Origin of the sequence: Novosphingobium sp. KCTC 2891 (assembly GCF_025938155.1) — a bacterium.
Classification (GTDB): Bacteria; Pseudomonadota; Alphaproteobacteria; order Sphingomonadales; family Sphingomonadaceae; genus Novosphingobium.
In genome coordinates this window covers 252,252-274,353 of the sequence record NZ_JAPCZG010000003.1, presented here as the reverse complement: position 1 = coordinate 274,353, position 22,102 = coordinate 252,252, and the positions used below count along the sequence as shown (strand labels likewise).

Genomic DNA, 22,102 nt, shown 5'->3' with positions numbered 1-22,102 from the left:
TCGTAGACGGGAACGATTGGCGGCGGCGGCGGACGAGAGGCAAAGAAGGCGCGCATTTCGGCGCGGGCCTCGTCCATTAGCCTCTGCATCGCTGCTGTTCGCTCGCGAGACTTGCGGCCGCATGGGCGGCAGGGCGATCTGGGCTTACCATCACGGATAGGGAAACTGTCGGCAGGCATGGCTGCCTCGCAAATGAAGCAGTAGTGGTAGCCGTCGGGCACAGGGACCGGAGGGGTCTTTCGCGGCATGGTCGCTCCTTGCGGCATTTCGCCGCTGTTTTCATGCAAGGAGAACCGAAGGCCGCTGCGGGGAGCCGGGAGTGCCGGTCACGCCTGCAGCAGCCTTCAGTGACTCGAAATGAGGCGTTTACGCCACCACGGTTTGGGCGAGCTTCGCCCGGATAGCAGAGACCTTCATAGGGCAAGGCTTGCCGTCGACCGTTGCGCCCCTCGGGACAGGTCGAAGGGCATGCAAAGCGCAGTTGGCGTTAACGCAATCGGCGACCTGCTCGCGCCACGTTCCCCGGCTAAGAGGATCGTAGACGCACTCTCGGCACTTGGCGTTGATGGCGGAACGAAACGAGTTGGACATGGGAGTGCGTTTCCTACTGGCACGGCAAAGCGCCCTGCCGGTGATCCGGCAGAGTTCCTTGGGTGCGGGTTCGGTTAGGGGGTGAGGTATCGAAGCGGGACGCGAGAGCCGCTAGGGCTTGCACGTCGTCCCAGAGAGCAGACGACCCGGCAGCGGGTCGCGAACGGTAACGAGGCGTTGTCCAGTTCCTGATAACTGCCCATGCCCGTCAGGAATGGCGGGCGAGTCCGTAATCCTCCTTCCAGCTGCGCCCCTTTCGGGGCTTGGGCTGGCTCGCGGGCTGGGGCTTAGGAGCGTCGAATGGTTCAGCGGGAGACCGCAGGGGAACCTTGCGCTTGCCCTTGGCAGCTGCATCCATCGGCGCGCCAATATCGATCCGAAGCATTCCCGGCGCGATTTGGGTGGTCGTTTCCGTCGTCCGTTCCGCGAAGTCGGGAGAGCTAGGCGCGTAGGGGTCGGGAAGTGTGGCCACGCTCCTAGAGCGGCGGCCGGGCCAAACCTTCGCGCCAATCGAGTAGAAGCCTCTCACAGCACCGAAGCTTCATAATCGAAACGACGCATGCCGGGCAGCACCTCTTGCACCGTGAGAAGGTTCGCTGTCCTAAGCCGCATCAGGTTGCATTCCGCGTGAGGGCCGCGAGGCGCTGGGCATGCTCATTGATGCGGCTTTCGCGGTTGATCTCGACCGCGCGGCGCTTGGCTTCGGCACTCTCGTCAATCTGCCGTCGGGTTTCCTTGCGGGCCTGCACTGTTTCAAACATGGCCTGTTTCAGCCGCATTTCAGCCTCAACCCCGGGCTGGTCGCCGTTGTGCAGCAATCGCATGCGGATAGCGAGAGAGTCCATTTCGGCGACAATCGCCCGGCGGCGCTCCTCGGAAACTTTGGGGACAGGAACAGCGTGGGCTTTCCCTGTGACCGGGTCGAACTGGGTCACATGGCGCGCCACTGCGGACAACTCGCCTTGCAGCCTGTCAAACTCCGCAGCCGCGTCCTGATACTCGCGGGTGATTGCGAGTTGCTCGCGGTGGTAGGGCGTGGCGTCCCTGCCCAGCCCTGTCATGAGGCGGATGTTAGGACGCATGCCCCGAATAGCTTCGGCAGTGAACTCGGCTTCCTTGGCTTCCCGCTGGCCGGCCGGGATGGCCGCGAGGCGCGCACGGACCGCTACCTGCATTTCGGCGGGCAACGCGGTAAGCTTGAGCGCCCCGAAGCTGCGGCCCTCAGGGAGATCGTAAGGCGCGGGAACATCGTTGAAGGGGTCCATGCCCAAAACGGCGTCTACGTGGTGTTGGTCCTCAGGGCCGATCTCAAAGGAAGGCTGGTCGGAGGCGCTGCCATAATGTTCCACAGCGGGGACTAAGATGGCGTCGTTCGGGGCGGGGGTATTGTCGATAAGCTGCATATGGGTGGCTTTCATGGCGGGAGGTGCGGCGCAGCCGCAGGAGGACGCCGGGTGCGGATGGGCATCGACGGCGGCGGGACGGGACTGTTTCCATTCCCCGAAACTGAGGGTTAATCGGTGGTCCCGAGGCCAGCGCGGGCGTCGAAGAAGTCCTGCGGGATCGCCTCGGGTGTCCCATTGGCGTCGTGGTCGGCTGCCATCTGCATCGCGGACCGCAGCATACGGATGAAGTAGCGGCGGGTTTCGCGACCCACCTCGGTGCGCTCCACCATCGCCAGCTCTTTCGCCATGTCGATGTCAGGAGGTAGCCCTTGCGGTTGTGCCCGCCCCGGCGCGTTTGCGTCACACGCTTGTGAAGCAAAAAGTCGTCGCCTTCCGAGAACCCGTACTCCTTGCAGCGGCGCTTAAGCCACTGACTGAACGGGTCGCCGACAGCCAGCCAGCCACGCATGCAGGGTACGGGCATCCTCGTTCAGCAGGTAACCGCCGGTCTTGCGGATGGACGGAAGAACGTCGCGGGTCACCCAGTTCTGGAACTCGGCCACCTCAGGGCGGGACGGGTTGGCGCGGAGGATCAGCTTGTAAAGGCCGCTCTCGCTAATCGTCGTGGCTGCGCTGGTCTTCCCAACGAAGGCGTCGTGACCCCCAATCTTTCCGGGGGTCCGGTTGAGTGTGCGCTTCTCGTCCTCGGTCAATGCGGTCAAGTGCTTGCCCGCTCCTCCTGCGGTGTTGAGGCCGATGCACTTGCAGACGTCAGTGGCGTGGAACCACGGCTCCCCGTCGAGGTCGATGGTGCGCAACCGGTGTCCGTTGAAGTCGAAGGTGTTCATGAGGATGTCCTTAGGTGATCCTTAGGTGATCCTTAGGTAGAACCTTCCATGCCCCACCCCGAGAATGAGGGTTAATCGACCGGCAGCTACGAGGCGTCATAACGCCCCTAGGAGCCGCTAGGGGGACTTAGGAGCACTATGGGCAGCCTCGGGCCGCTGGTCGCGCTCTACGCTTCGTTTTGGCGGCTATTTCGTGCGACGGTCAGACGACCGAGGGCGCCGGCAGTGCAAGCCCCGGATAGTCGATCAGGGCTACAATCTTAGCTAGTCGCTGCAGCGACACCCCGGCCCCGTACTTGCCGTAGGTGAAGCCCTTCTCATGGCCGACCAACTGGGCGACCTCGCTTTGCGGGACGCTCCGCTCCTCCAACTGCCCAACGAAGTTCTTACGGAACGAATGAAACACCCTTCGCCGGTCTGTGAAGCCTAGAGCCAGCTTGAAGCGGGAGAACTCCTTGCCAGCGTCGGCCCCGGCCTTCTTGCCCGGCCCCTCCTCGTTAAAGGTCGGCCAGATGCGGTCCTCAGCTGGTCCGTTCGCGCGCCGGGCAAGCCACTCTAGGCGCGGATGCAGGGGGACGTATCGGACGCCAGCTGCCGTTTTTGCATCGGTGACATGCAGGAAGGGCACCCCGTCCTTTGTCTTGATCTGCCCCCTCGTTAGCGAGGCGATTTCGTCCAGGCGCATGCCGGTGAACATGGCTACCAACATGACCTCGGTCAGGTCGCTGCGCTTAGGCGGCGGGTTGAACAGACGTTCCAGTTCATCGGCCGCCCATGCAACGTACCCTTGCACGTTCCGGCCGGTCTTCAGCTTGCGATGAAAGCCCGAGAATGGGTTGTTTCCTTCGCAGTGGTCGCGCTCCTGCCCCCATTTCCAGTAGGATTGCAGTGTTGCCATGTGCCGGTTCACTGTCGCGTCCGAGAGGCCCGAGGGGCGGCCCCCGAATGCCTTCTGCAGTTCGGCCCAAGACATCTTCCCCGCCGACACCTTCTCTTTGGCCTTCGGTGACCGGCCCCATAGAGGGTCAAGGCGGCGCAAGGCGTCCACGAAGTCTGCCGCGTCGGCCTTGCGGACTTCTCGAAGAGGGCGAGCGCCCCAGTACATGGCGAACAGGTCGAAGGTTGCCAGCTTCTGCTGCTCGGTGTTCGTGTCCTTCAGGCTGGCATCGGCCTTCCACGCCTCCATGTACGCGCTTGCCAGTTCCCGGAACGTCCGTTCGTACTCCCGGCGGCGCTCGACCGGCCGCCGCTGCACCGCCCTCAATGCGTCCTGCAGTGCATTCACCTTCGCCGCCTCAGGCCCCTTCAGCTCCCTTTGCCCGATGCTATCCGCCAGCTTGTCCAACTCGTATTCAATCCCGGCAGTCACCGGGTCGCGCTCGTCGTCCGCATGGAGCAGGAGTTCTCCTGCCTCGGCCACGCGCCGGGCATCCTCGTAAATCTCTCGGATCACTTCGCGGGACACGCTGTCACCCCCCGACATTGCAGCCCACTGCAGCCGCAACGAGTTCTCCCATGTCTCGGCCTCTAGTTTGGCTGCCCGGCGGTCCGTGGAAGTCAGATTGCGGTAGAGGTGGGTGGTGCCGTGGTGGCGCTCGAGTGCCTTCGGGACGCGGACGGTTGCCTTCCAGCGGAGGCGGTGTTGGCGGATGGAGACCATGGGGTTTCGTAGGCTGCGAGGGGCACCTTAGCAACCGGTGTTGGCCCCATTTGTTGGCCCCATTTGTTAGCCAAAAACCCATTATACACCGGGATTTACTGGAGTCTGCGGGTTACAGGCACCATTGTCAGAGTCTCCTGCCGCCCCAGCCAGCAGCGCCAGACGCACGCGTCACTTCATCCACGACACTTCCGGGAGACGGCGCCCTACGGGGCGGCGATGAAGTCTGCGTCGGTCGCGGCGCGGGGCATGGCGGGGCGCTTGCCGACGAGTTTGCGGCCCAGTTCCTGCCCCGGGACTTCGATCACCTTGTAGGTGACGAACGCCAGCGCGTAGGAAATCAGCGCAACGATGGGCGTGACGACAAGAAAGCGTTCCGCATTGGACAAGCTCGATCCGAACGCGCGGATGACCATGGCCGACACCGGCTGCAGAATCAGCAGGTGGATCAGGTAGACGCCGTAGGACAATTCGCCGAGCCAGTGGAAGAACCGGCTTCCCAGGATGCGCGACATGGCGCCGATGGCCGCGATCGACCGGAAATGGACCAGCGCCGCGAACCCGAGGTACATCAGTTCGCGGGCGATGCATCCGCCCCAGTGGACCGGAAACTCCATCGGTAGCCCGGCCAGCATCGCGCCCACCGCAAGGCGGAGCCACAGGCCCTTCTCCTGCCGGACCGCCAGCAGCATTCCGGCCAGGAACACGTGCAGCTTGATGGGCAGCACGGTGTTGCTCGGATAGAGGGCGCCCAGACCCGCCGTGGTGGCCCATAGCGACAGCAGCCCCAGCACGATCGCCGTCGTGGCCCAGCCGAACCGCCGCCCCGCCAGGGCGATGAACGGGAACACGGCATAGAACTGCATTTCGAGCGCAAGGCTCCAGTCCGGCAGCGCCGTGCGGAAGCCATAGGCCGGGAAGAAGCCATAGAGATAGGTCACGTGCAGCAGCACGTTGATCAGGCTGTTATCGGCGTATCGCTCGCTGGCCTGCAGGCCGAGATGGAGGAAGCTGTCGATCTCGTGCCTATAGACAAGGATCTGGCCGCCGAGCGTGAAGGCGAAGAACAGCGCGAAGAAATACATCGGGGACAGACGGAAAAAACGCCGCACCCAGAAAGTCGCCCACGTGCGCGGCTGGTTCCAGTCTTCCTTGCGCGAGCGGATTTCGAACTGGAAGACCATCAGGAAGCCGGACAGCATCATGAACAGGTCAACGCCCAGTCCGGGGCCGCTGAGCAGCGGGATCATGAACCCGGTCAGGATGCAGCAATGGCCCAGCAGCACCCACAGCGAGGCAAGCCCGCGCAGGCCGTCAAGGCAATCCACTCTGTCCACAAGCAACTCCCAGATGCGTCTGCGCGGCGCGCACAGTGCGGGCAAACAGGCAGGGTGGCAAGATTTCATGCGCAGTTGCAGCATCATTGCGCAACCGCAGCAAGGCAGCGGGCCATCGCCTCGACAAGCCCGGCCCGGCAAGTGCCGCCCTTCCCGCCAACCTCTGGCAGGAAGGGCCGATCCGTCAGGCGAAGGCGCGGTGCCAGGTCAGGCGGGTGATGCGCTTGTAGGCCTTCAGGCTCTTGATCAATTCGGTCGCCATGATGCTGCTGCGGGTGACGAGCGGATCGTCATGACGGCAGTACCAGTCGTTGCAGCCGCTGGAGCGGAACCGGAGGTAGCCGTGCTGCTTCATCCACGTCGGGATTTCGACGCTGGTGCCCGAACTGTTGTCTTCCAGGATGACGATGCGCGGCTTCCAGCGGGCGATGTCGAAGCCCCTGAGCGCGTCCATTTCATAGCCTTCGACATCGATGGTCATGAAATCGATCTTGGAGACCCCGGCTGCCGACAGCACATCGTCGATCGTGCGCTGGGGCACGGTGACGTTGCGCACGCCGCCGCGCGCGCCATTCATCCGGCTGATCTGCTCGGGATTGTCGCTGACGCTCGCCAGCGTCTCCGATCCCACCGGAATCGCCAGCACCACTTCGCCCGCACGCGCGCCGACCGCACATTCGTAGAGCTGCGCGGCGGGCCGTTCGGCACGAATCCGGGCGGCCAGCGCGGGGTTCGGCTCGACCAGCACGGTGGTCCAGCCCACTTCCTCGAATGCGAGGGTATTGCTGCCCGAGCGGCCGTCGAACGCACCGACTTCCACGCAGGTGCCACGGTATTGCGGCCCGAAGATCCGCCGCAGAATCCTGTCCTCGCCATATTGCGCGTAGTGATTGAAGGCCGAACTTTCGGCTGCTTGGGTCGTAGTGGTCATGGAACCGTCACCCCTGATAACTTTTGGCTTTGGCAAAAATTACTAAGGTTATGATGACTCTATTCCCGCGCCTGCACAAGTGAGGCTGTCGATTGCTAAAATAACGTCAATTCAGGGGTTTCGGCCGAATGATCGCGGCGATTTCAGCCGTCTTCGCGCAGGGCCCAGCGGCGCTTGCGCAGGCGCAAGATGGGCTTTTCGCAATTGCGGCAATGCCCCACGAAGTTGTCCCCATCCCAGCGGACAGCGTTTCGCCTGGGGGCGTGCCAGTTCAGCATACATCTGAGGCGACCGACCATGGGCACGTTCCCAATGACCGCGATGCAGGCGAAAATGCCTTTGAGGTCGTGCCAATATGTTCTGATTCGGCGATTTTCCCAAGTCCCTTGTTCACGGGACAAGGTTCGCGCGGCGGGTTTGCGCGACAGGGCCGGCGCGATGATTCTGGCGCAGTCCGCCGCAGGCGCGATCAGCCCCGCGCTTCGAGAATGGCCGCGGCGGTGACGATCAGGTCGTCGAGCGCCTTGTCCGACCGCCAGCGGCGGCGTTCCTGCGCGCCTTCGGCCAGTGCCGCCTCTCGCTGGGCGAGAAGCGAGGAAACGTAAGTGCCCAGAAAGGCGAAGCGCCGGCTCTGCGCCTCGCGCGGGAGGTCCGCCATCAGCGTACGCAAGTGGGCAAGGCAGCGCTGGTAGCCGGCGTTGTAGCGCCCCTCCAGCACGCGGTCGATGAAGGCGGGATCGTAAAGCGCGAGCCGGGCGAGGAAACGGTTGAAGTAGCTGCCGTGCTCCTCGTCCTCGTCGGCGAAGGCGGCGCTGGGCACGATGATCGCGGCCACCGCATCGCGCACGGTGCGCGGGCCGCCTTCGGCCTCCAGCGCCGCCAGGAAGGCGTGCCGGCGCGCCTCGATTCGTTCCGCGCCGTCCGTGAGGATGCGGGTGACGAGCGCGTCCTTGGTGCCGAAGTGATAGGCGACCGCGCCCTGGTTGCGCTGCCCCGCCTCCCGCGCGATCTCGCGCACCGTCACCGCCCGGATTCCGCGCTCTGCGAAGAGTTTTCGCGCGGTTTTCAGCAGCAACCGGGCGGTGTCGCCCTCGCCCACCGCGGGGCCTTCCAGAACCTTTTCGACGGAATTGACTTGCACCGTGCCCGCCTGTAGTTAATTGCCTGATTAAGTCAGATGACTTAGGGAATGGATGACCGCTAGACCAAAAGGCGGCGCCGGGAAAGGATGACCATGAGCAAGCTGTTCGAGCCCTTCGAAGCGAAGGGTCTCACGTTCAAGAACCGCCTGATTCACGTGCCGACCACGCTCAATATGTCCGACCCGCAAGGCTATGCCACGCGGCGCCTTGCCGCGGCCTATGGCAGCCTTGCTGCGGGCGGCTATGCGGCGGTGATCGTGGGCGCGACTTGCGTGCGGCGCGATGGCCTCATCAACGAACGGATGCTCGGCCTCTATGACGAGGACTACGTCATCGAGTTCCGCGACACGGTTTCGGAAATCAAGAACAACGGCTCGCTCGCCGGCATCCAGCTGTTCTACGGCGGGCTCATCCCCGGCCTGGGCACCACCATTCCGCTCGAACCCGGCAAGGGCTGGATTCCGGGCACCGTCGCGTGGGGGCCAAGCAACAAGTACGTGATCGGCAATGCCGAAAGCGGCGTTGTGCCCACCGAAGTCTATGACGACATCGTGGAAAGCTTCGCGCAGGCCGGTCGCCGCGCCAAGGAAGCCGGTTTCGACTTCCTCTCGTTCCACTTCTGCCATGGCTCGCTGCCGCACACCAACCTGTCGCTGCTGGCCAACCAGGGCCGCACCGACAAGTATGCCGACCGCTTCTACATGTGCGAGGCGATCATCAAGCGCACGCAGGAGCTGTGCGGCAAGGACTTCCCGCTGGTGCCGCGCCTGTGCTGCGACGAGAACCTCGAAGGCGGCTACGACATCGAGTATTTCGCGGAGCACTATGCGCCGCGCCTGCACGCGCTGGGCATCTCGGTGCTGGACTGCACCTTCGGCTCGATGCTGGGCGCGCCCAGCCGCCGGGCGGACATCCATTCGACCGAGTTCATCGGCCCCTCGTTCTACACGCCAAAGGTGGTGAACAAGGACAACATCCAGAAGCTGCGCGCCGAATTGCAGAAGCGCGGCATCGACATGCCGCTGATCGGATCGGCCAACCTGATCACGCCGAAGCACCTGCACACCATGGTGGAAGAAGCGGGCGCCGACTTTGCGGGCGTGTGCCGCCTGTCGCTCGACGATCCCGATTTCCCCAACAAGATGATGCAGGACCGCGAGGACGAAATCCGGCTTTCCACCCACACCGGCGCTTCGCTGCTGCAGGGCAACATCTTCGGCAAGGGCTGGGCCGGTTCGGCGCAGAACCCCGTGTTCGGGCGCGAGGACGAATATCGCATCGTGCCGACGATCCACCCCAAGACCATCGTGGTGGTCGGCGGCGGTTCGGGCGGCATGGAATATGCGCTGACCGCCGACGAGATCGGCCACAAGGTGGTGCTGTTCGAGAAGGCCGGCACGCTGGGCGGCGCGATGGACTGGGCGGGCAACTATCCCGGCCTGCCCAACATGGAGATGCTGCGCTACCAGCCGGCCTATCACCGCCGGATGATCGAGAAATCGAACGTCGAGGTGCGGCTGGGCACGGATGCGGGCGTGGCCGAGATCCTGGCCGAGAACCCCGACGTGGTGGTGATCGCCACCGGCGCCAAGCCCATCGCCATCGAGGTGCCCGGCCTGGCCGAAGCGCGTGCCAGGGGCGCCGCTCTGCGCATCGACGAGGCCATGCGCCGCGACGACCCGCCCGCCATCGGCAAGCGCGTGGTGGTTTATGGCGCGGCGGAAGGCGCCGAGCTGGCGCTCGACTACAAGCTGCGCGGACACGAGGTGCGCCTGATCGAGTCCGGCCCGGCCTATGCCCCCGCCAACTACGTCGGATCGCGCGTGTGGGCGATCATGGGCATGATGGCGCACGTCGGCCTTGCCGCCGAACCGGGCCTTGCGCTCGCCCGCATCGAGGACGGCGCGGCCGTGTTCACCGGTGAAGGCGGCGAAACGCGGATCGAGGCGGACACCGTGGTGATCTGCGCGGGCCGCGAGAAGGACAACACGCTCGAGCGTGCCTTCATGGGCAAGCCGATCGCGGTCCATGTGGTCGGCGATGCGCGCACGCCGCGCTCCTACGCCAACGCCATCCATGAAGCCGCCTACCTGTCGAGGTCGGTGAAGTGAGCGCCGGGGGAACAGGCGGACGCCTCCAGGGCAAGATCGCCCTCGTCACCGGCGGCTGCTCGGGCATCGGCCTTGGCATCGTCGAACGCTTCGTGGCCGAAGGCGCGCAAGTGCTGGTCGCCGATCTTCAGGACGAGAAGGGCGCGAACATCGAAGCGCGCTTCGCCGGCAAGGTGGCCTATCGCCGCTGCGACGTGACGCAGGAGGCGGACATCGCCGCAGCCACGGCGGCGGCTGCAGAAGTGTTCGGCGGGCTGGACGTGCTCGTCAACAACGCGGGCGCGGGCGGCACGCCGGCCGGTTCGATGGACATGACCACCGACGGCTGGGACCAGACCCATGCGCTGCTGCTGCGCGCACCGATGCTGGGCACCAAGCACGCCGCCCCGCTGATGATCGCGCGCGGCGGCGGGTCGGTGATCAACATCGCCTCGATCGCTGGCCTGGAAGCCGGCTGGGGCCTTGCTTACGGCGTGGCCAAGTGCGGGGTGATCCACCTGTCGAAGCTTTCGGCTGCGGACCTTGCGATCCACAATATCCGCGTCAACGCGATCTGCCCCGGCGTGATCGTCACCCCGATCTTCGGGATGAGCATCGGGCTGGAGCGCGCCGCCGCCGACCAGATGACCGCCGCGCTGGTGGAAAGCGCCGCGCAGATGCAGCCGCTGCGCCGACCGGGCGCACCGGCGGACATCGCGGGCGCCGCGTTGTTCCTGGCGACCGAGGATTCCTCGTTCGTGACGGGCACGCACATCGTGGTCGATGGCGGCATCACCGTGGGCCAGCGCATTTCGTGGAACCCGGAAGCCGTGCTGCCGATCCACGTCGCGATGGCGCCCCACGCCCCCACCCCGGAGGATGCAGCATGAGCGAGCCCCTGCTGCCCATCATCCACACGGAGGGCGACAAACCCTATCTGGCCGGATGCCGCTGCACGCAGTGCGGTCACGTCTATGTCGGCCCGCGCGAGGTGTGCGCCAAGTGCACCGCGCGCGGAGCGATGGAACCGGTGCATCTGGCGGAGACCGGCAAGGTCCACGTCTGGACCGTGGTCCACCGCAGCTTTCCCGGCGTTGCCACGCCCTTCCTCGACGTGATCGTCGACCTGGACGACGGCGCGCACATCAAGGGCACGCTGACCGATATCGATCCCGACAAGGTGACGTTCGACCTGCCGGTGCGCGTGGTGTTCCGCGAGGCGATCCCCGCGGGACAGGACAAGCCCTACCTCACCTATCTCTTCGTCCCCCAGCAGGGAGCCGCAGCATGAGCGACGTCTATGTAGTCGGCATCGACATGATCCGGTTCGGCCGCTTTCCGGACCGCACCGTCCCCGGCCTCGCCGCCGAAGCCGCGCTGATGGCGCTTGATGACGCGGGGCTTTCGATCCGCGACATGCAGGCGCTGTATTGCGGCAACCTGGGGCAGGCCAACGGCATGGTCGGCCAGCGGATGCTGGGCGAGATCGGCCAGACCGGCATTCCCGTCGTCAACGTCGCCAATGCCTGCGCCACGGGCGCCACCGCGTTCCGCGATGCGTGGATGTCGATCAAGGCGGGCCTGTATGACACCGTGCTGGCGGTGGGCGTCGAACAGATGGGCAAGGGGCTGCTGGGCGGCACCGGCGGCGTCTCGCCCGAGGGGCTGGTCGGCTCCTACACCATGCCGGCCATGTTCGCGCAGATCGGCATGGAACATGCGCGGCAATACGGCACCACCTTCGAGCAGTTCGCCAAGGTGTCGGTGAAGAACCACCACCACTCCACGCTCAACCCCAAGTCGATGTACCGCAAGGAAACGCCGCTTGAGGAAGTGATGGGCGCGGAAATGATCGCCTACCCCAACACCAAGCTGATGTGCTCGGTGAACGTCGACGGGTCGGCTGCGGCCGTGCTGATGGCAGAGGAAAAGGTCCGCCGGCTGGGGCTGATGGACCGCGCGGTGCGCGTGCGTGCTTCGGAAATGAGCAGCAACCCCTTTGCCGAACGCCAGATGGCGATGCCCGATTTCAGCGGCGCCACACGCCTCGCCGCCAAGCAGGCCTATGAACGCGCCGGCATCGGGCCGGAGGACGTGAATCTGGTCGAACTGCACGACTGCTTCGCCACGGCCGAACTGATCCACTACGAAAACCTCGGCCTCTGCGCCGATGGCGAGGCCGGGCGCCTGATCGACGAAGGCGTGACCGCACTGGGCGGCCGCGTGCCCGTCAACGTTTCGGGCGGCCTGCTGTCCAAGGGCCACCCGCTCGGCGCCACGGGCATCGCCAACATCTACGAAGTGGCCACGCACTTGCGCGGGGCGGCCGGTGCACGGCAGGTCGAAGGCGCACGGATCGGCATGACCCACGTCGTCGGCGGCGGTCCCGGCATGGGCACCGCCTGCGCCATCCACGTGCTGGAGAAGGTATGATGAAGGACTGGAAGGACAAGGTCGTCGTCGTCACCGGCGGCGCATCGGGCATCGGCTATTCGCTGGCGGAAGGCGCGCTGGAACGCGGCGCGAAAGTCGTCATTTCCGACATCCGCGACGATACGCTGGTCGAAGCCGTTTCCGCGCTTTCGGCCAAGGGCGAAGTGCTGGGCGTGAAGGGCGATGTCTCGAAGTACGAGGACGTGGAGGCACTTGCGCAGGCCGCGGTGGACCGCTTCGGCAAGGTCAACGTGCTGGTCAACAACGCCGGCGTATTCGCGGCGGGCGTCACCTGGGAAGTCAGCCTTGAGCAGTACGAATGGGTGATCGGCGTCAACCAGCGCTCGGTCATCCACGGCATCAAGGCCTTCGTGCCGCGCATGATCGCGCAGGGCGATGAATGCCACGTCGTCACCGTCTCGTCGGGCGCGGGGATCACGGTCAATCCGGGCTTCTGTTCCTATTCGATGACGAAGCACGCGGTCGTCGCGCTTTCGGAAGCGCTGTGGCTTGATCTCAAGACGCAGGGCGTGCCCAACATCGGCGTCACCATCGTGATGCCGGGCGTGGTCCAGTCGAAGATCATGTTCCCCGAAAAGACCTCGGGCGGGCTGGAAGGCGAAGTCTCCGCGCGGCTCGGCAACCCGGTGCTGGCGGCGGTCGAAGCCTCGATGCGCGATGCGGTGGACAACGGGTTGCCGCGTTCGGAGCTGGTCAAGCTGGTCTACGGCGCGGTCGAGGCCGACAACCTCTACGTCCTGCCCAACTTCACCGACGAAGCCTCGCAGGCCGTCGCGCAGGGCATCGCCATGGGCCGTGCCACGGCCAACAACTTCTACCCCAACCTGATCGCCCCCCTGCTCGAGCAGATGAAGGAAGCCGCCCGATGACCCAGCCGCTCCACCCGTCGCTCTGGCCCGTCAATGCCGTGCTCAACGCGCTCGAACGCGACCGTAACCGCCCCATCGCGGAAATGGCGGGCGAGCCCGCATGGACCGGCGGGGACATTCTCGACACCACCAGCCAGCTCACGCAGGCGCTGATCGCCGCGGGGATCGGCAACGGCACGCGCATCGCGCTGCTGGCGGGCAATTCGGTGGAAGTGCTGCTGCTGCACAACGCCATCGGCTATGCCGGCGGCTGCCTTGTGGCGATGCACCCGATGGGTTCGGCGGACGACCACATCTTCGCCATCGAGGACGCGGGCGTCGAAGTGCTGCTCTATGATCCGCGCAAGTTCGAGAAGCGCGCCGCCGAACTGGCCGCGCGGACCGACCGCCTGAAAGTGGTGCTTTCGCTGGGCGCCGGCGAACATGGTCAGGACCTGCTGCGCCTCGCCAAGAGCTACACACCGGGTCCGCTGGTCGCCCCGGTGCTCGATCCGGGCACGATCACCCGCCTGTCCTATTCGGGCGGCACCACGGGCAAGCCCAAGGCGATCCCCGGCAACCCGCGCACCGGCGGGCAGGCGCTGTCGATCATGCTGAGCGAGTGGGAATGGCCGATCGAACCGCGCGTGCTGGCGGTCGTTCCGCTGAGCCACGCGGGCGGCTCGCTGTTCGGCCCCACCCTGCTCAAGCACGGCACGATGGTGATCCTGCCCAGCTTCGAGCCGGGCGCAGTGCTGGCCGCGATCGAGAAGTACAAGATCACCTGCACCATGCTGGTGCCGACGATGATCTATGCGCTGCTCGATCACCCCGATTTCGACAAGTACGACCTCTCCAGCCTGGAGACGATCTTCTACGGCGCCTCGCTGATGTCCCCCGCCCGCCTCAAGGAAGGCATCGAGCGGATCGGCAAGGTGTTCTTCCAGTTCTATGGCCAGGCTGAAGCGCCGATGACGGTCAGCGTGCTGCGCCGCTCGGAACACGATCCCGACAACCCGCTGCGCCTCGCTTCGTGCGGGCGCCCGGTGCCTTACGTCGACGTGGCGCTGCTGGGGGATGACAACCTGCCCGTGCCCGAAGGCGAGCCTGGCGAGATCTGCGTGCGCGGGCCGCTGGTAATGGACGGCTACCTCGACCGCGAGGACCAGAACCGCGAGACACTGGCGGGCGGCTGGCTCCACACCGGCGACGTGGCGGTGAAGGACGCCGACGGCTTCCTGCGCATCGTCGACCGCAAGAAGGACATGATCGTCACCGGCGGGTTCAACGTGTTCCCCAGCGAAGTCGAGAACGTGATCGCGCAGCACCCGTCGGTGGCGCAGGTCTCGGTCTTCGGCATCACTGATGAAAAGTGGGGCGAAGCGGTGTGGGCGGCCTGCGTGCTGCGCCCCGGCGCCAGCGTCGAAGACGGCGAACTGATCGCGCTGGTGCGCGAGCACAAGGGCCCGGTGCAGGCACCGAAGCGCGTGGTGTTCATCGACGCGATCCCGCAGACCGCCGTGGGCAAGCCCGACAAGAAGGCACTGCGGGCCCGCTTTGCGCAGGAGACGGCGTGATGTCCTATGACCTGATCGTGATCGGCGGCGGCCTTGCCGGCTCCGCCCTCGCCGCGGTGATGGCGCGCGCGGGCAAGCAGGTGCTGCTGCTGGAAAAGTCCACCGAATACGAGGACCGCGTGCGCGGCGAATGGATCTCGCCCTGGGGTGTGACCGAAGTGAAGCGCGTGGGCCTTTACGATACGCTGATGGGCGCGGGCGGGCACCACCTGACCAGCCACGTCACCTATGACGAAACGGTCGCCCCGGGCGATGCCGAGGCGCACGCGATCGACCTTGGCATCTTTGCCGAGGGCATTTCCGGCCCGCTGTGCCTGCGCCACCCGGTGCATTGCCAGACCCTGTTCGACAAGGCCGGCGCGGAAGGCGCGATCACGCTGCGCGGCGTGACGGTCACGAATGTCGAACTCGGCGGCTCGCCGTCGGTCACTTTCGTGCATGACGGGGTGGAGCGCACCGCGCACGCGCCGCTGGTGGTGGGGGCGGAAGGGCGCCAGTCCACCGTGCGCCGCGCCGCCGGGCGCCTCCTGCAGCAGGACAAGCCGCACCACTGGTTCGCCGGCCTGCTGGTCGACGATGTGAACGGCTGGGATGAAACGCGGCAGGCCATCGGCACCGAGGACGATTTCGCGTTCCTCGCCTTCCCGCAGGGCGGCACGCGGGTGCGCGTCTATGGCGGCTGGTCGCTGGACCAGGCTGCGCGCTTCGCGGGCAAGGACGGGGCGGACAAGTTCCTCGCCGCATTCCGCATGAAGTCCGCGCCGAAGAACGAGGCCATCGCGCGCGGCACGCCCGCCGGGCCGCTCTATGCCTATTACAACAACTGCTCGATCGTGGACGTGCCCCACGCGCCGGGCACCGTGCTGGTGGGCGATGCGGCCGGCTGGAACGACCCGATCCTGGGCCTGGGCCAGTCGATCACCTACCGCGACGTGCGCATGGTGACCGATATCCTGAAGGACACCGCCCCCGGCGCCGCGCCCGATTTCCGCCCCTATGAGGAAGAGCGCCGCGAACGGATGCGCCGGCTGCGCTTCGTCGCGCATATCCAGGCGACGCTCGACATGGAATTCGGCGAGGCCGCGAAGGCGCGCCGCCATCGCTACCACGAAATGAGCGCGGCCGATCCCACCGTGGGGATGCACGCCGCCGCCGTGCTGGGCGGACCGGACATCGTGCCGCCCGAAGTGTTCACCCCCGCCCACGCAGAGCGTGTGCTGGGAGGTCAACCCGCGCCGGTGTGATCCGCTTTGACGAGACGTTCCGGCGGCGGGGGTTGAGGGGCTCCCGCACGCCGGAGCGAACCGTGGCCTGTCTCTTGGGGGACGGCCAGGGGGTGTCCGCTTGAGGGAGCGGGCACCCCTTTTCGCGTGGCCTTTTCGCTTGGCCTTTCCGCCTGCGGTGGTCAGGCCGCCGGGATGTTCTCGTAATAGGGGATCATCACTTCGCCGCTGCCTTCCTCGATCTGGCCGAGCATCGACACCGTCACCGGATGGACCACGTCCGCGTCGGTCATGATCTCCACGAACGATGGCCCGTCGCAGGCGAAGGCGCGTTCGAGCGCAGGGCCCAGTTCCTCCAGCGTGGTCACCCGTTCCGACGGACAGCCGAAAGCGCGCGCGATATCCGCGTAATGCGTGCCGCCGATCTTGGTGATGACGTTGTAATTGCCGCCGAACATCATCTGCTGGCCGTGGATCGACATCCCCCATACCTGGTTGTTCAGCACCACGTTGACGATGGGCAGCCGGTGCCGGACCATCGTGTCCAGTTCCATCATGTGGAAGCCCAGCGCACCATCGCCGGTGACGTGGACCACGCGCCGTCCGGGCGCGGCGCGCGCGGCACCGATGGCGAAACCCGGCCCGATCCCAAGGCAGCCGAGGTAGCCGTGGGTCAGCACGCTGGCCGGCGTATCGACTTCGGCCGCAGCGCCAGCCCACGAGGCGGCCTCGCCTCCGTCGAGCGCGAAGATTGCATCGCGCCCCGCCGCGCGGGCCACGGCCTTCGCCGCTTCCCAAGGATGGATGCCCTTCGCCGCTGCGCCGTCGAACCCCGCCGCGAACAGCATGCGCGGTGCCGTGGCCTGCGCGCACCACGCGCCCAGCCCTTCGGGTGCGCGGCCTGCGAGCGCGGCGGACAGCGCCTTGACCGTTTCCGCCGCATCGGCCGCGATGGGCAGGTCGACATCGCGCAGCCGCCCGATTTCCGAGGCGTCGCCGTGGACCTGCACCAGCTTCGCCGCGTGCGGCACGACCGCCCCCGAGCGGCCGCCCAGCAGCAGGCCCATCCGTCCGCCCAGCAGGATCACCAGATCGGGCGGCGAAGCGCCGACCATCGGCAACATTGCGATATTGCCCGCCCCGCCGCCGTTGCAGGGGTGGTCATGCGGCAGCACGCCGGTTGCCAGCGACTTGGCGAAGACAGGGATGGGCAACGTCTGCGTCAGTTCGCGCAAGGCCGCTGCGGTCTCGACATTGGCGGCCTCATACCCCGCGATCACGACCGGACGCTTCGCCGCCAGCACCATGTCCGCCAGGGTTCGCGCCTCGCTGGGGGCCGGGGCCGAATGCGGCCGCACGGCGACGCCCGCAGCCGGGGTTGCCTGGTCCGCCGGAACGCTCATGTGCAGCACGTCGATCGGCACTTCGAGCAGGACCGCGCCATAGGGCCGCGTCATCGCCTTGCGAATGGCCATGGCGGTCAGGTCGCGGATCCGCTCGGTGGACGGGATCGAGCAGGCCCACTTGGCGCCGGGGCGCGCCATCGCGATCTGGTCGATGCCGCCCTGCAAGGGATTGGTCTCCACCTCGCGCAGCGGCGGCGCGCCGATGATGAACAGCGTGGGCGACCCATCGAGCTTGGCATTGACCATCGCCGAAATGCCGTTGGTGAAGCCAGGGCCGGCGGTGATGATGCACACGCCCAGTTCGCCCGTCACCCGCGCATAGGCATCCGCCGCGTGCCCTGCTGCGGATTCGTGGCGGAAATCGGTGAGCGCAATGCCTTCGTCGACGCAGCCCTTGAGCAGGGCCTCAAGGTGCCCGCCGTGCAGTGCAAACGCCTGTCTTACTCCAGCCGCCCGCAATGTCTGCGCCAGAAGCTGACCGCCGACCAAACGTTCCGTGCCCTTCATTATGCCTCCTTCGCCCTAGCTCCAGGGCTGGACCATGATTTTCACATCTTCTCCCGGTTGCCCCAGCCGTTCGAATGCGGCCGGTGTATCGTTCAAGGAAACCGCTCCGGTCAGGAACGGCGTGCCATCAATCTCGCCTTCGCCCAGTGCGTGCAGCACTTCGGCGAACTCGTCGGGCGTGTAGGCAAAGACAAAGCTGAAGCGCAGCTGCTTGTTGATCGCGATGACCGGCAGGATGCGATCATCCTCCTGGCACGCGCCCACCACGACCACGTGTGCGGTCGGCGGAGCCTGTTCGATCAGCGACTGCAGCATTCCCGGCACGCCGACGCATTCGAAGATCACCGCATCGCGCATCGCGCGGCCCGACAGCGCCGCAGCGCCCATCGAGGAGAGCGTGGCAGGAACGTTGAAGTCCTCCCACCGGCCATGCGGCGAAACCTGCGAGGGATCGATCACGATGTCCGCGCCGAGCCGTTCCGCCAGCGCGCGCCGCGCGGGCGAGAAGTCCGCCGCGATCACCGGCCCGACACCGCGCCGCTTGAGCGCGACGATGACGGCAAGGCCGATCGGCCCGCAGCCCACCACCAGCGCGACCGACTTGTCGGTCAGGTGCGCGGCGTTGACCGCGTGGAGCCCCACCGCCAGCGGCTCGGTCAGCGCGGCCGTCTCGGGCGAAAGGCCATTGGGCACTTCGAGGCACAGCGCCTCGGTCAGCACCATGCGTTCGGCATAGGCGCCGCGAAAGCGCGTGGAAAAGCCGATCAGCTCGCCTCCCTGCGGGCCGAAGGCCCACGGGGTCGACACAACGCGCGTGCCCGTCTTGAAGCGCTGTTCGGTGCCAGGGCCGTGGTCGAGGATCTCGGCACAGAACTCGTGTCCCATGACCAGGTCCTGCGCGGGGTCGATGGTGTCGCCCCCGCCAGAACGGCGACCCATCTCGACCGTGTGCTCCAGGCTGTGCACCGCGTGAAGGTCCGACCCGCAGATGCCGCAAGACAGCACCTTGGCCAGCACCTGCCCCTCGCCTGCAACCGCCTCGGGTACATCATCGACAAGAAGGCGCGGGCCGCGGCGAACCACGGCCCGCATGGTGCCCGCCGCCCTCATTCGGCGGGTACCATCTGTCCGGCCAGCTCGTGCGGCGGGCGTTCACCTACCCACGCGTCCTGCTTTTCGGCAATCGCACCGATCGTCTTGTTCCAGTAGGATTCGGTCTTGCCCAGGAAGCGGATGTCGAACTTGTCGGCCGTGCGGAATTCCAGCACTTCCACGCCGTTCGGACCCGGCTTGTAGGTGTAAGGCACGTTGCTGCCGACAAAGAACCCGTCGCCCGCGCCCAGTTCCTCGGTGCCCAGCTTCAGCGAGCCGGCGATGATGTAGTAAAGGCAATCGGCGTTGTGGGTGTGCAGCGGCAGGGGGAAGCCGCTCTTGAACCAGGCGTAGGTCAGGCTCATCCCCGGCATCGAGAACAGTTCCTTGACGATCTGCCCGCTGTCCTTGCTCGCCGCTTCGCCCGCCTTGACCAGCGCCGCTTCGATCACCGGGGTGAGGCCGGCGTATTCCATGTGGGTGAGTTCGTTGAAGTCCTGCGCAGTCGCCGCGCGGTAGACGCGGAACGGGGCGACACTGGCCATCGCCTTGTCGGTGGGGTCCGTCTGGTCGGTCATGGCTTTCTCCTCTCGCTTGTTCTTGTTGTTCAGGCAGCGCCCATCAGCGGGCGCAGGTCAGGCTGTCCGGTATGGGCGGTCAGGCCACCATCGACCGGGATCGAAGCGCCGGTCAGGTAGCTGGCATCGTCGCTGGCAAGGAACGCGGCCACGGCAGCGATCTCGTCCGGCCGGGCAAAACGGTTCATCGGCACGCGGCGCTCCCAGTCGGTGCGCAGGCCCTGAATGGCGTCCACGCCCGTGACCAGCAGCGGGGTATCGACCGGGCCGGGGCAGATCGCGTTGGCGCGGATATTGTCCTTGGCATGATCGATGGCGAGGCAGCGGGTGTAGTTGATCACCCCGGCCTTGGCCGCGTTATAGGCGGTGAAGGCAAAGTCGGCCGCCATGCCCGATGCCGAAGCGGTGTTGACGATGGCCCCGCCGCCGCGCTGGCGCATGAAGGGGATCACCGCCTTCGAGCCATAGAACACGGCATCGAGGTTGATCGCGATCACGCGCTTCCACGTTTCGACATCGAGATCGGGGGTTTCGCCGAAGCAGCCGATGCCGGCGTTGTTGAACAGGATGTCGATCCCGCCGAAGGTATCGGCGGTCGCCTGCGCCAGCGCGGCCATCGCCTCGACATCCGAAACGTCCACCTGCCGGAAAGCGGTGCGCTCCCCCAGTTCGGCGGCCAGTGCGGCACCCTTCTCTGCATCGAGGTCGGCAATCATCACCGATGCGCCTTCGCCGTGAAGCCGGCGCACGAATGCCGCGCCAATGCCCGAGGCGCCACCAGTGGCAATCGCAACCTTGCCCGAAAACCGCATTCCACTCTCCCGCTGCGGCGCTGCCCTGCCCTGTCTGTTGGGGGACGCGCTGTCTCGAGCGGGAGGTTCGCACCCCCGGCGGTGGCGGTCAACCCAAACTAATCAAGCGTGACCAATTTATTGCGAAGCGCATTGCAATAGCGGCGATGGCTCGCCTTCATTTCCTCGATCGCGGCGTCGATCATCGGGCGCGGCTGCGGCAGGCGATGCTCGATGATGAGGCCGCGCACGCTCGACACCAGCCACCAGCCGCGCGCGACGAAAGCATCGGGATCGGGCAGGCCGGCATCGCTCGCCATTTCCACGAACTGCTGGCGAATGTCGGCTTCCACCACTTCCACGATCGGGCGGATGCCTTCGCCAAGCTCGCGGTCCCAGCCCGCCGCCATGACGATTTCGTTGAGCGCCAGGCCTTCGGGGCTGGAATGCGCTTCCCACACCACTTCGGCATGGCTGGCGAGCCGCTCGAACGGATCGGTCTTTGTCTCGGCCATGCGGCGAGCGATGTCGATCACCACCTGCAAGGTGCGTTCGGCAGTCGCCACCGCGAGCGCGTGGCGGTTGGGGAACTGGTGCAGCACCGACCCCCGGCTGATCCCGGATTCGGCCATGACCCGTTCGATGGTCATGGCGGCAAAGCCCGAGGAGACGATCACGCGGACCGTCGCATCAAGGATCTTCTCGCGTGTGTCCGCGCCGCGCCGCGTCAGCTTGCGCGGGCGGGCGGAAAGGGTTTCAGGCGTATCGGCAAGCTGGGTGGCCATGGGCCGCTCATCTCACCGAAACCCTGCCCCGGTCAACTGTAACGCTTGTCAATAGATGGTGTAGCCGCCGTCGATCACGATCGAATCTCCCGTGTGGAAGCTGGAATGATCGCTGGCGAGATAGACCGCGATGGCCGCGAAATCGTCGCCATCACCCCAGCGGCCCACCGGCGCGCGGCTGATGACGTTGCTGTTGAACTTGTCCCAGCCCTGCAGCTTTTCGGTCAGGTCGGAGCGGGTCCAGCCCGGCAGGATCGAATTGACGCGGATGCCCTTGGGACCAAGCTCGACCGCCATCGCGCGGCTCATCGTCAACACCGCGCCCTTGGTGGCGGCATAATGCTCGTTGCGCGCCGCACCGTGAATGGCGCTGGTGGACGAGATCGAGATCAGCGAGCCGCCCCGGTCGCCCGTCTCGCCGCGCGCGAGCATATGCCGCGCGGCTTCGCGCAGGGTGTAGAACACGCCGTGGATGTTGATCCCCTCGATCCGCGCCCAGTCCTCGTTGGTGATGTCGAACATGCTCCCACGGCCAATGCTGATCCCTGCATTGGCGACGGCGGTGTCGATCCGGCCGAACTCGTCCACGATTCGCTGGATCGCATCGCGCACCGCGCCTTCGTCCGACACTTCGACCGACTCGCAACGCACTTCACCGCCGAAGCTGCGCAGTTCCTCCACCGCGCGCTCGTTCTTCTCGGGCTTGTTGCCCCAGATCACCACCGTGGCCCCGTGCATGGCGAGACCTTTCGCCATGCCGAGGCCGATGCCGCCATTACCACCCGTGACCAGCGCAACCTTGCCGGTCAGATCGAACAACCCCTTCACCATCACCATCTCCCAATCAGACAGTGCCG

Annotated in this window: 20 protein-coding genes and 1 pseudogene; 7 read left to right on the top strand and 14 right to left on the bottom strand. The window is 66.0% G+C overall.

Features of this window, described 5'->3' with window-relative positions; translation table 11 throughout:
- Window positions 1-1,202: 1,202 nt before the first annotated feature.
- From OLX02_RS07620 to OLX02_RS07590, 8 genes and pseudogenes are all read right to left on the bottom strand, one after another.
- Window positions 1,203-1,994 carry a hypothetical protein gene (locus OLX02_RS07620; RefSeq protein WP_264421655.1) on the bottom strand — a complete coding sequence of 264 codons (792 nt, stop codon included), beginning with the start codon at window positions 1,992-1,994 and terminating at the stop codon, window positions 1,203-1,205.
- A 110-nt stretch (window positions 1,995-2,104) separates the two neighbouring features.
- Window positions 2,105-2,284, bottom strand: a complete 180-nt coding sequence (locus OLX02_RS07615; RefSeq protein ID WP_264421653.1) for a hypothetical protein — start codon at window positions 2,282-2,284, stop codon at window positions 2,105-2,107.
- 65 nt (window positions 2,285-2,349) lie between these two features.
- A pseudogene (locus tag OLX02_RS20190) lies at window positions 2,350-2,445 on the bottom strand (antA/AntB antirepressor family protein); the annotation flags it as partial.
- The gene (locus tag OLX02_RS07610) at window positions 2,399-2,824 is read right to left on the bottom strand and encodes a Bro-N domain-containing protein (RefSeq protein ID WP_264421650.1); all 426 of its coding nucleotides are present in this window, start codon (window positions 2,822-2,824) and stop codon (window positions 2,399-2,401) included. The gene OLX02_RS07610 and the pseudogene OLX02_RS20190, both read right to left, overlap by 47 nt.
- A gap of 202 nt (window positions 2,825-3,026) precedes the next feature.
- Window positions 3,027-4,484 carry a tyrosine-type recombinase/integrase gene (locus OLX02_RS07605; RefSeq protein WP_264421649.1) on the bottom strand — a complete coding sequence of 486 codons (1,458 nt, stop codon included), beginning with the start codon at window positions 4,482-4,484 and terminating at the stop codon, window positions 3,027-3,029.
- Window positions 4,485-4,690: 206 nt separating this feature from the next.
- Window positions 4,691-5,821 (bottom strand): acyltransferase family protein, encoded by a 1,131-nt coding sequence (locus tag OLX02_RS07600; protein WP_264421648.1) that lies wholly within the window; start codon window positions 5,819-5,821, stop codon window positions 4,691-4,693.
- A gap of 184 nt (window positions 5,822-6,005) precedes the next feature.
- Complete coding sequence (locus OLX02_RS07595) at window positions 6,006-6,752, bottom strand: FkbM family methyltransferase (protein ID WP_264421647.1); 747 nt, start codon at window positions 6,750-6,752, stop codon at window positions 6,006-6,008.
- 469 nt (window positions 6,753-7,221) lie between these two features.
- Window positions 7,222-7,893 (bottom strand): TetR/AcrR family transcriptional regulator, encoded by a 672-nt coding sequence (locus tag OLX02_RS07590; RefSeq protein WP_264421646.1) that lies wholly within the window; start codon window positions 7,891-7,893, stop codon window positions 7,222-7,224.
- 93 nt (window positions 7,894-7,986) lie between these two features.
- On the opposite strand from OLX02_RS07590, the gene OLX02_RS07585 reads away from it, so the two are divergent.
- The 7 genes from OLX02_RS07585 to OLX02_RS07555 are packed head-to-tail and all read left to right on the top strand — an operon-like array spanning window position 7,987 to window position 16,107.
- Window positions 7,987-10,005 (top strand): FAD-dependent oxidoreductase, encoded by a 2,019-nt coding sequence (locus OLX02_RS07585; protein WP_264421644.1) that lies wholly within the window; start codon window positions 7,987-7,989, stop codon window positions 10,003-10,005.
- Entirely contained in the window at window positions 10,002-10,874 is an 873-nt protein-coding gene (locus tag OLX02_RS07580; RefSeq protein ID WP_264421642.1) for an SDR family NAD(P)-dependent oxidoreductase, read from the top strand. The genes OLX02_RS07585 and OLX02_RS07580 overlap by 4 nt, the downstream gene beginning before the upstream one ends.
- Window positions 10,871-11,275 carry a Zn-ribbon domain-containing OB-fold protein gene (locus OLX02_RS07575; protein ID WP_264421640.1) on the top strand — a complete coding sequence of 135 codons (405 nt, stop codon included), beginning with the start codon at window positions 10,871-10,873 and terminating at the stop codon, window positions 11,273-11,275. The genes OLX02_RS07580 and OLX02_RS07575 overlap by 4 nt, the downstream gene beginning before the upstream one ends.
- The gene (locus OLX02_RS07570; protein ID WP_264421639.1) at window positions 11,272-12,417 is read left to right on the top strand and encodes a thiolase family protein; all 1,146 of its coding nucleotides are present in this window, start codon (window positions 11,272-11,274) and stop codon (window positions 12,415-12,417) included. Before OLX02_RS07575 ends, OLX02_RS07570 begins: the two co-directional genes overlap by 4 nt.
- Window positions 12,417-13,307 carry an SDR family NAD(P)-dependent oxidoreductase gene (locus OLX02_RS07565; protein WP_264421638.1) on the top strand — a complete coding sequence of 297 codons (891 nt, stop codon included), beginning with the start codon at window positions 12,417-12,419 and terminating at the stop codon, window positions 13,305-13,307. Before OLX02_RS07570 ends, OLX02_RS07565 begins: the two co-directional genes overlap by 1 nt.
- Window positions 13,304-14,863 carry an AMP-binding protein gene (locus OLX02_RS07560; protein ID WP_264421636.1) on the top strand — a complete coding sequence of 520 codons (1,560 nt, stop codon included), beginning with the start codon at window positions 13,304-13,306 and terminating at the stop codon, window positions 14,861-14,863. The genes OLX02_RS07565 and OLX02_RS07560 overlap by 4 nt, the downstream gene beginning before the upstream one ends.
- Window positions 14,863-16,107, top strand: coding sequence for an FAD-dependent oxidoreductase (locus OLX02_RS07555; RefSeq protein ID WP_264421634.1), 1,245 nt, complete (start codon window positions 14,863-14,865; stop codon window positions 16,105-16,107). The genes OLX02_RS07560 and OLX02_RS07555 overlap by 1 nt, the downstream gene beginning before the upstream one ends.
- Before the next feature lie 161 nt (window positions 16,108-16,268).
- On the opposite strand, the gene OLX02_RS07550 is transcribed toward OLX02_RS07555, so the two are convergent.
- From OLX02_RS07550 to OLX02_RS07525, 6 genes are all read right to left on the bottom strand, one after another.
- Complete coding sequence (locus tag OLX02_RS07550; protein WP_264421632.1) at window positions 16,269-17,999, bottom strand: thiamine pyrophosphate-binding protein; 1,731 nt, start codon at window positions 17,997-17,999, stop codon at window positions 16,269-16,271.
- 15 nt (window positions 18,000-18,014) lie between these two features.
- Window positions 18,015-19,091 carry a zinc-binding dehydrogenase gene (locus OLX02_RS07545; RefSeq protein WP_264421630.1) on the bottom strand — a complete coding sequence of 359 codons (1,077 nt, stop codon included), beginning with the start codon at window positions 19,089-19,091 and terminating at the stop codon, window positions 18,015-18,017.
- Between the two features lie 14 nt (window positions 19,092-19,105).
- Complete coding sequence (locus OLX02_RS07540; protein ID WP_264421628.1) at window positions 19,106-19,669, bottom strand: cupin domain-containing protein; 564 nt, start codon at window positions 19,667-19,669, stop codon at window positions 19,106-19,108.
- Between the two features lie 29 nt (window positions 19,670-19,698).
- Window positions 19,699-20,481: an SDR family NAD(P)-dependent oxidoreductase gene (locus OLX02_RS07535; protein WP_264421626.1), complete on the bottom strand. Its 783-nt coding sequence runs from the start codon at window positions 20,479-20,481 to the stop codon at window positions 19,699-19,701.
- 98 nt (window positions 20,482-20,579) lie between these two features.
- Window positions 20,580-21,245 (bottom strand): TetR/AcrR family transcriptional regulator, encoded by a 666-nt coding sequence (locus OLX02_RS07530; protein WP_264421624.1) that lies wholly within the window; start codon window positions 21,243-21,245, stop codon window positions 20,580-20,582.
- Window positions 21,246-21,293: 48 nt separating this feature from the next.
- Window positions 21,294-22,076 carry an SDR family NAD(P)-dependent oxidoreductase gene (locus tag OLX02_RS07525; RefSeq protein ID WP_264421622.1) on the bottom strand — a complete coding sequence of 261 codons (783 nt, stop codon included), beginning with the start codon at window positions 22,074-22,076 and terminating at the stop codon, window positions 21,294-21,296.
- Window positions 22,077-22,102: the final 26 nt, after the last annotated feature.